Annotated in this window: 5 protein-coding genes; 2 read left to right on the top strand and 3 right to left on the bottom strand. The window is 72.3% G+C overall.

Annotated elements, in window-relative coordinates:
- From ACTIGN_RS06170 to ACTIGN_RS06160, 3 genes are all read right to left on the bottom strand, one after another.
- Nucleotides 1-2,538, bottom strand: a 2,538-nt coding sequence (locus ACTIGN_RS06170; protein ID WP_439621935.1) for a DUF1592 domain-containing protein, incomplete at its 3' end; no start/stop codon positions are given.
- Nucleotides 2,539-3,172: 634 nt separating this feature from the next.
- Nucleotides 3,173-4,462, bottom strand: a complete 1,290-nt coding sequence (locus ACTIGN_RS06165) for a FecR domain-containing protein (protein WP_439621934.1) — start codon at nucleotides 4,460-4,462, stop codon at nucleotides 3,173-3,175.
- On the bottom strand, nucleotides 4,459-4,986 hold the full coding sequence (locus tag ACTIGN_RS06160; RefSeq protein ID WP_439621933.1) for an RNA polymerase sigma factor: 528 nt from the start codon (nucleotides 4,984-4,986) through the stop codon (nucleotides 4,459-4,461). The genes ACTIGN_RS06165 and ACTIGN_RS06160 overlap by 4 nt, the downstream gene beginning before the upstream one ends.
- Nucleotides 4,987-5,385: 399 nt before the next feature.
- Here ACTIGN_RS06160 and ACTIGN_RS06155 point away from each other — a divergent pair, with 399 nt between their 5' ends.
- Both ACTIGN_RS06155 and ACTIGN_RS06150 read left to right on the top strand, forming a co-directional pair.
- Nucleotides 5,386-6,384, top strand: a complete 999-nt coding sequence (locus ACTIGN_RS06155; RefSeq protein ID WP_439621932.1) for a hypothetical protein — start codon at nucleotides 5,386-5,388, stop codon at nucleotides 6,382-6,384.
- 36 nt (nucleotides 6,385-6,420) lie between these two features.
- Nucleotides 6,421-6,801, top strand: coding sequence for a hypothetical protein (locus ACTIGN_RS06150; protein ID WP_439621931.1), 381 nt, complete (start codon nucleotides 6,421-6,423; stop codon nucleotides 6,799-6,801).
- Nucleotides 6,802-7,040: the final 239 nt, after the last annotated feature.

Here is a 7,040-nt window from a genome sequence, read left to right as displayed (position 1 = left end):
CCGGTCCTTCTCGGCCAGCAGGGCGGCCTTGAACCCGGTCAGGTCCTGGAACGAACGGCCGCCGGGCAGGGCACCAGCGGGGTCGATCGGCGGGTCGCCCGGCCGGCCGTGGAAGTGGCCCTCGCCGTTCTGCCGGGTCCGCCACGCCCCGACCGCGTCGTAGTTCTCCAGGGCCAGCCCGAGCGGGTCGATCTTGGCGTGGCAGCTCGCGCAGTTGGGCAACTCCCGGTGGTGCTCCAGCCGCTGCCGGACGGTGAGCTTCTGCCCCTTGACGACCGGCAGGTCGCCGGCGTTGGGCGGCGGGGGCGGGGGCGGGGCGTTCCACAGCGTATCCAGCACGTACGCCCCGCGGCGGACCGGCAGGGTCCGCGCCCCGTCGGACAGGTAGGCCAGCACGCCGGCCATGCCGAGGACCCCGCCCCGGTGGTGCTCCGGCGCGAGCGGAACCGTGCGGAACTCCGGCCCCTTCACCCCGGCGATGCCGTAGTGCCCGGCCAGCCGCTCGTTCACCACCGCGAAGTTGCTGTCGAGGAAGCTCAGCACCGGCAGGTCGGACCGGACGACCTCAGCGAAGAACTCGATCGGCTCCCGCCGCGACGCGGCCTTCAGGTCGTCGTCGTACTGCTTGTAGATGTCCCGGTCGGTCGTCACCCCGTCGAAGTCTCGGACCCGGAGCCACTGGCCGGCGAAGTTCCGGGCGAACTCGGCGGCCTTCGGGTCGGCCAGCATCCGCTTGACCTGGGCCCGGACCGCGGCCGGGTCGCGGAGCTTGCCGGCCGCAGCCGCGCGGGTCAACTCGGCGTCCGGGGCGGTGCTCCACAGGAAGTACGCGAGCCGGACCGCCAGCTCTTGGTCGGTCAGGCGGCGGGGGCCGGCGGGCTCCTGGAGGTACAGGAACCCGGGCGAGCAGAGGACAGCCTTGACTCCGGCCCGGACGGCGGCCGGGAACGACAGCTTGCGCGCGGCCCGCTCCTTCGCGACCCACCCGACGACCTCGGCCACCTCGGCCGGGGCGACCGGCCGCCGGTACGCCCGGGGGAGGAAGCGGGCGAAGATCTCCGTCAGGTAGGCGTCGTCGGCCCGGTCGGCGCCGGCGAAGAACAGCTCCTTGTGCCCCTTCGGGGGCCACTCCACGACCGGGCCCTCGAAGCCCATCGACTCGACCCGGAAGCGGGGGAGGGCCGCCCGGTCCTTGTACTTCTCGTCGAACACGTACATCTCGCCGGTGAACTCCTCCTCGATCACCCGCCGGGCCTTCGCGTGGGCCTCCTCCACCTTCTTGCGGAGCGCGGCGACCTCCGCCGCCGGCTTCTTCTCGGCGAGCGCCCGCTGGAGGTCGCCGGCCGCCAGCACCGGCTGCCACGTCGGCTTCTGCCAGGCCGGGTTCCGGGTGACGATCTCACCGGGGGGGCCGTTCCAGCCGAGCTCCCACGAGAGCTTCAGTTCGGCCGACCCGCGGCGGAGGTAGACCAGGGCCTCGTAGTCCTTCGGGGCGTCGAGCGGGGCGCCGATAACGAACGTGTGGCTGGTCGCCACCGGGGTGCCGTGGGCGTACTCGAACAGCACCTTGACCTCGTCCAGGGCGGTCGCCCCGGTGCCCGGGAACGCCCCGGCCCGGAGGCGGAGCCGGTACCACCCGTCCGCGCGGACGTGCTTCTCCATCCAGTCGTTCTTCTTGTGGAGACTCTTGTAGTGCGGGGGCCGGTGGTACGGGCCGCCGGACACGTACTCGACCCCGCCGGCCTTGGCCTCGAAGGTGTTCGGCCCGTGCGGGACGTACCGGCCCTTCTTGGACGTGTCCCACTCCGGGTCCTCCAGCCCGATCCGGAAGTACCGCGGGCGGAGGGCGGTGATCTCGGCCAGGGACAGGTCCTTGTTCTGGAACGTCCCGTCCGCGTCCTTGAACGCGGCCGTCTCCCGGGCGTCGGTGGCCGGGTGGAACCGCACGTTGGCGACCACCGGCTTCGGGGCGAACGGCCCCCGGTCGAGCACCAGGTCGGCCACCTCCAGGTACCGGGTCAGTTGGCCCTCGTCGACGAACAGGGACGCCGACCCGCGGTCGAACCCCTCGACCTTGCCGTCCATCGGCAACTCGGTCTCGACCGTCCGGGCGAAGTTCTCGTCCAGCCCGAACAGGTCGCGGACGGTGTTCGCGTACTCGGTCCGGTTGAGCCGCCGCATCCGGTTCCGCCCGCCGGCGTTCTTGGCCGCCTTCTCGGCCGCCCGCAGCTCGCCGGTCACCCACTCGACGACCTCGAACGCGGCCTTCGGGTCCGGCCGCGGCTCCTTCTTGGGGGGCATGGTCCCGAGGTTGATGTTGTCGATCACCTCCTTCCAGTGGTCGGCCGTCTTGCCGGCGAGGAAGTCGGTCCCGAGGTCGTCGATCCGGAACCCGGCCCGGGCCGTCGTCGCGTCGTGGCACTTCAGGCAGTGCTGTTTGAGAAACGGCCGGACGCGCTCCTGGTAAACCCGGTCCCGGGCCGCGTCGCGGCCGGTCGGCGGCGGGTCTGCGGCCGGACCGGGTCGGGCGGTGGCCAATACCAGCAACAACGGGAGCCAGCTAGCAGGGAAGCGCCGACCGCCGGGAAGGAGGAGGCCCGCCGCCCCTTCCCCGGTGGCCGTCCGCCGGGCGTTCTTGTGAGACGGTTGCTGGATCATGAAGTCGTGGGTGGGGTGGGAGATCGTGGGTGGGTGAAAACGGAGGGCCAGAGCGTCAACACCTATCGCTGTCCAGGCTCAGCCCGCGAACATCGTCGGTTACCAGACTGGGGGGCACTCACGGTCGAAAGTAACAGGCCCCGGGTCCGTGGTGGTGGGTGTGAGTCGATCGGATCGTTTCGACCCGTTCGTGTGGGCCCGTGTGGGCCGTGCGGGGACGAGGCACTTCAGCTCGCCGGAGGGAGTCCACACCAAGTTCAGTTGCGCGGGGGTCACGAAAGGGTGCAAAAAGTTCCGGCGGATTGTCCCGCCCCGCAGTCCCCGTCGGCCAGACGGGACGATCCGCCGGCCGGGGGCGGCCGATCGCCCGGCAGCCGCGGAGGGGTCCGGGAAGGTGTGCGCGTTGCCGGCGCGGCTTGCGGGTGACTTCGGCGGGGCTATTTCTCAGCGCAATGCCCGCTCCGAATGATTCGCCCCCGCCAAGGGCCACGGCACGTGGTGACGCCCTCGAGCGTCACGGGCCGACCGCCTCGGCCCTCGGTCGGTCGTTGACCGTCCGCAGGGTGGGCATCCGGCGCAAGACCTCGCGGTTCCGCTCGCCTGGCAAGCTGCACCAAAGGCGATTGAGAGGGCAGCCCTCAACGGGCGACAGGTCCCGTTCGGGCGCGGCGTCGAAGACGCACGCCAGCTCGGTGAGGGGGAGCCCCTGGAGCGGGACCAGGTCCCCGATCGGGGCGTTGTTGACGTGAAGCACCTTGACCGGGCTTCCCCGGAGCGGGGACAGGTCCCGGACCGCTGTGTTACTGAGCATGGCGACCGTGAGCGGCTTACCCACGAGAGGGCTGAGGTCCTCGATCGGCTGGTCCGGGGCGATGAGGGTGATCAACTCCCAGTGTTCGGACAGGGGGGCCAGGCTCGTAACCTGGCCGCGGCTGCCGGGCGTGGGGGTCAGGTTCACCGTCCACAGGTACGGGAGCGCGCGGAGCGGTTCGAGGTCCGTGATGGCGTCGGTCCGGACCGTGAACTCGCGGACCTCCCCCTCGAGCACGACGGCGGTGTGCCGGCCGTCGAACCCCGGGTTCAGCTCCCTCAACCGGGCGGCCACGGCCGCCCCGCGGGCGGCCAGGGGGAGAGCGGCCACCCGGGCGGCGAACGGCTCAATCGGGGGCGGGAACCGGCGGAGGTCGCCCGGCCCGAGATCGGCCGAACCCCAGTCACCCCCGACCGACACCCGGCCGTCTTTGACCCCGACGACCGTCCAGTCGGTCACCCGCCCGGCCGGCCCGGCCCGCCCGGTCTGGACCCACACCGAGAAGGTCGTCCCGAGTGCGTCCACCCGGGCGTGGGGGGTGCGGACCCCGAACCCGCCCCGGCCCGGGGTCACCTCGCACACGACCTGGCCGGCCGTCAGCTCCACCCGTTCGTTCCCCGGTTCACCGCCGAGCTCGAGGACGGTGTTGGGCCGCATGTCGAGACGGCAGTAGCCGCCGAGGCGGAGTTCGCCCGGTCGGCCGCCGGTGCGAACCGTGGCCCCGCGGAGGAGGCGACCGCCCTCGACTTGGACGCCCGGCCCGGCGAAGGGTGACGCGTCCCGGGTCCAGAAGGTCGCCACCGCCAGGACCGCCGCGGCGGCCGCCAGCCCGGCCGCCGCCCAGGCGGTTCGGCGGCGGGTCGGGCGGAGGGCGGGCCGTGGGGAGCCGGCGGCCGCGACCCGGGCGCTCACGTCGGGCGGGGCGTCGCCCCCGAGCTCCTCCCGGAGCAGGGTTTCGATCAGGCGGTCCCGCCAGCGGTCGGACGGAGTCATCGGGGTTCGACCTCGAGGCGGCGGCGGATGCAGGCGGCCAGCACCCCGCGGGTCCGGCGCAGGGCGGCCTTGACCCCGTCCGCGGTCAACCGGCGGGCGGCGGCCAACTGGTGCCGGGACAGGCCGACCGTGTACCGCTGGACGAGCAACTCGCGCGTGGCGGGTGGCAGCCGCTCCAAGCACTGGCGGAGGGCGGCGACGTAGTCGTACCCGTCGCCGTCCCTGAGGAACTCGTCGGCCCACACCCGCTCGGCGAGCCGCAGTGAGTCGGCGTCGGTCCGGACCGGGGCGTTCCGCTCCCGCCGGCAGTGGGCCAGGAACAGGTTGCGGGCCACCCCGCGGAGCCAGGCCGCCTGCCCGGGGGCGTCTCCGCAGGTCGGGCCGTCGGACTGGAGGGCGGCCACGAACGTATCCTGGACGAGGTCTTCGGCCGTGGCGGCGGACCGGCATCCCAGGTACCGGAGGTACCGGTAAAGTTCGCCCTGGTGGCACTGGATGAGTTCCGCAAGCAACGACTGATCCATGCCACGCCCCTGAAGCCGTCCCCTGTCAACCTAGTTGCGCCTGTTGCGACTAAGGGTACAAGCCCCGGCAAAATTTGATCCGGAATTGCCCACCACACGTCGCCGTGCCGCGCGTCCCGGTTGTGGTCCAACCCGCCGTGTGCACCAATTTTGGCGCCGGTGACCGAGGGTCTATTGTTCGTGGGGACCTCTTCAAGCAGAGGGTGCAGGGTTTGCTCCTCCGCGAACGCCCCGTCGCGCGACACATCAACAACTTCGCGTGGGCCCCGGCCCCAGCACCCTGTGGACCTGGGCCGGGAGCGCCGCGAACCCGGCGTCCGCCCGCGGCGGTAGCCGCGTGACACGGCCGGGGCCGCCGTGGTACGCTGAACGCCGCCCGCCCTCACGACTGGAACACGTATGCCCCGCACCCTGCTCGTCGCGCTCGTCGCCGCCTCGGCTGCCGCCGCGGCTCCCGCGCCAGCCGACCTCCCGCCCGACGAGGCGGTCTCCGAACGGGCCGCCTTCCTCCCGACGGGCCGCCACCAGCCGCTCCCCGGCACCGCGGTCGGCGTCCTCGCGTCCGACGTCGCTGCCGCAGTGGCGATGGACGGGCGGAGCGGTCCGCCGGACGCGCTGGGGTTCGGCCGCGACGGGATGAGCTACCGGTGGGTGTACCTGCCCGCCCACGGGAACCCGCTCATCACCAACCTGACCCTCCCCGTGGGCGTGAAGGGGGACAAGAAGGCCGTCTTCCCGGCCCTCAACATGGCCAACCCCAAGACCGCCAAGGCCGCCGGCGTGGGAACCGCGTACGCGCTGGTCGAGGTAGAGGTCAACGACGGGGCGGGGTCGCCCCCGAGCGAGGGGTTCGTGGCCACGAAGGTGAAGGTGCTGGACGGCACGAAGGAGTACCCGCTGGACGTGGCGGCGGCGGTCGAGCGGCTCAAGAAGACGCACCGGGAGTACGCGGACGCTCAGCGGGAGGCGGTCGACGCGGGGATGGAGGCGGCGCGGAAGAAGGCGCTCGGGGACGGCAAGCCGACCGGCCCGCAGGAGACGGCCGAGGTCATGGTCGTGACGTGGGTGGCCGAGACCGAGCGTCTGCGGGTGACGTTCCGCACGACGGTGACGGACGGCGCGTACCAGTTCGGCAACGGGACAGAAGTACGCGACCCGCCCGCGCTGCCGGTGCTCCCGGCTCCCGGCGGCGCGGTGCCGGTGCCCCCGGCCCGGGTCGAAGGGGCGCGGTTCGGGACCAGCTACGGGGTCGAGTTTGGGCGGGCGTACGAGGTGTCCAGGAGCGGCGAGTTGGTGCGGACCCGGACGCTCGCGGTCGAGGGGTTCAAGCGGGTGCTCCTGCCGCCCCCGGCGGCTCCCCGACCGGTCCCGCTCCCGGTGGTGCCGCCGAAGGAGTGAGGGTATGCAGGTGGATCGGGCGAGCGGAGGACGTCAGTGGAGCAGAACCGCCTTGGCCGCGGGATGCGGTGGCTGCTGATGGCGTGCGGCCCGATGAACCTCGGCGGCACCGCCGTGTTCGCGCCCTCCTTCCCGTACCTCCGCGACACGGTCGGCCTCCCCGACGCGTACCCGTTGTACCTGTGGGTGCTGACCGCGTGGCTGCCGCTGTTCGGGATCGCCTACTTCTGGATGGGCTGGACGGGGAGGGCGGACCGAACGTTCATGGCCGTCGGGGCGGCGGGCAAGGCGACGTTCGCGGTGATCCTGTTGGCACTGTGGTGGAATGAAGAGCTGCCGGTGACGGCCGGGTTGATCGGCCTGCCCGACCTGGCGCTCGCGGGCGCGTTCGCCGCGTGGCTGTGGCGGACGAGGTGAAGGCGCTGCGGGCCGGCACCCGAACGCGACTTGGCGGCTTTGAGTCCCCGCTCGTCGAGCTGTTCTGGCGCAACTAAAGACTTCACGGAGGCGGTGGCGGAGTTGTGGGCGAAGCATCCGAAGGCGGAGCTGGGCCCGTCGGTCAAGACCGGCAAGGCGTTCACCCGCGCGGCCCGAGTCGATTTCAAGAAGGACAAGGGCGGGATGTACGTCGGGCGCGACACAGCCGAGACGGAAGT

Source organism: Gemmata sp. (genome assembly GCF_051859125.1).
Classification (GTDB): domain Bacteria; phylum Planctomycetota; class Planctomycetia; order Gemmatales; family Gemmataceae; genus Gemmata.
Note: the sequence above shows the minus strand (reverse complement) of the source record. Positions and strands in the feature narration are given on the sequence as shown.

Coding starts and splice junctions, on each gene's coding strand:
- ACTIGN_RS06165 (WP_439621934.1), bottom strand. CDS start 4,462: ATGACTCCGTCCGACCGCTGGCGGGACCGCCTGATCGAAACCCTGCTC.
- ACTIGN_RS06160 (WP_439621933.1), bottom strand. CDS start 4,986: ATGGATCAGTCGTTGCTTGCGGAACTCATCCAGTGCCACCAGGGCGAA.
- ACTIGN_RS06155 (WP_439621932.1), top strand. CDS start 5,386: ATGCCCCGCACCCTGCTCGTCGCGCTCGTCGCCGCCTCGGCTGCCGCC.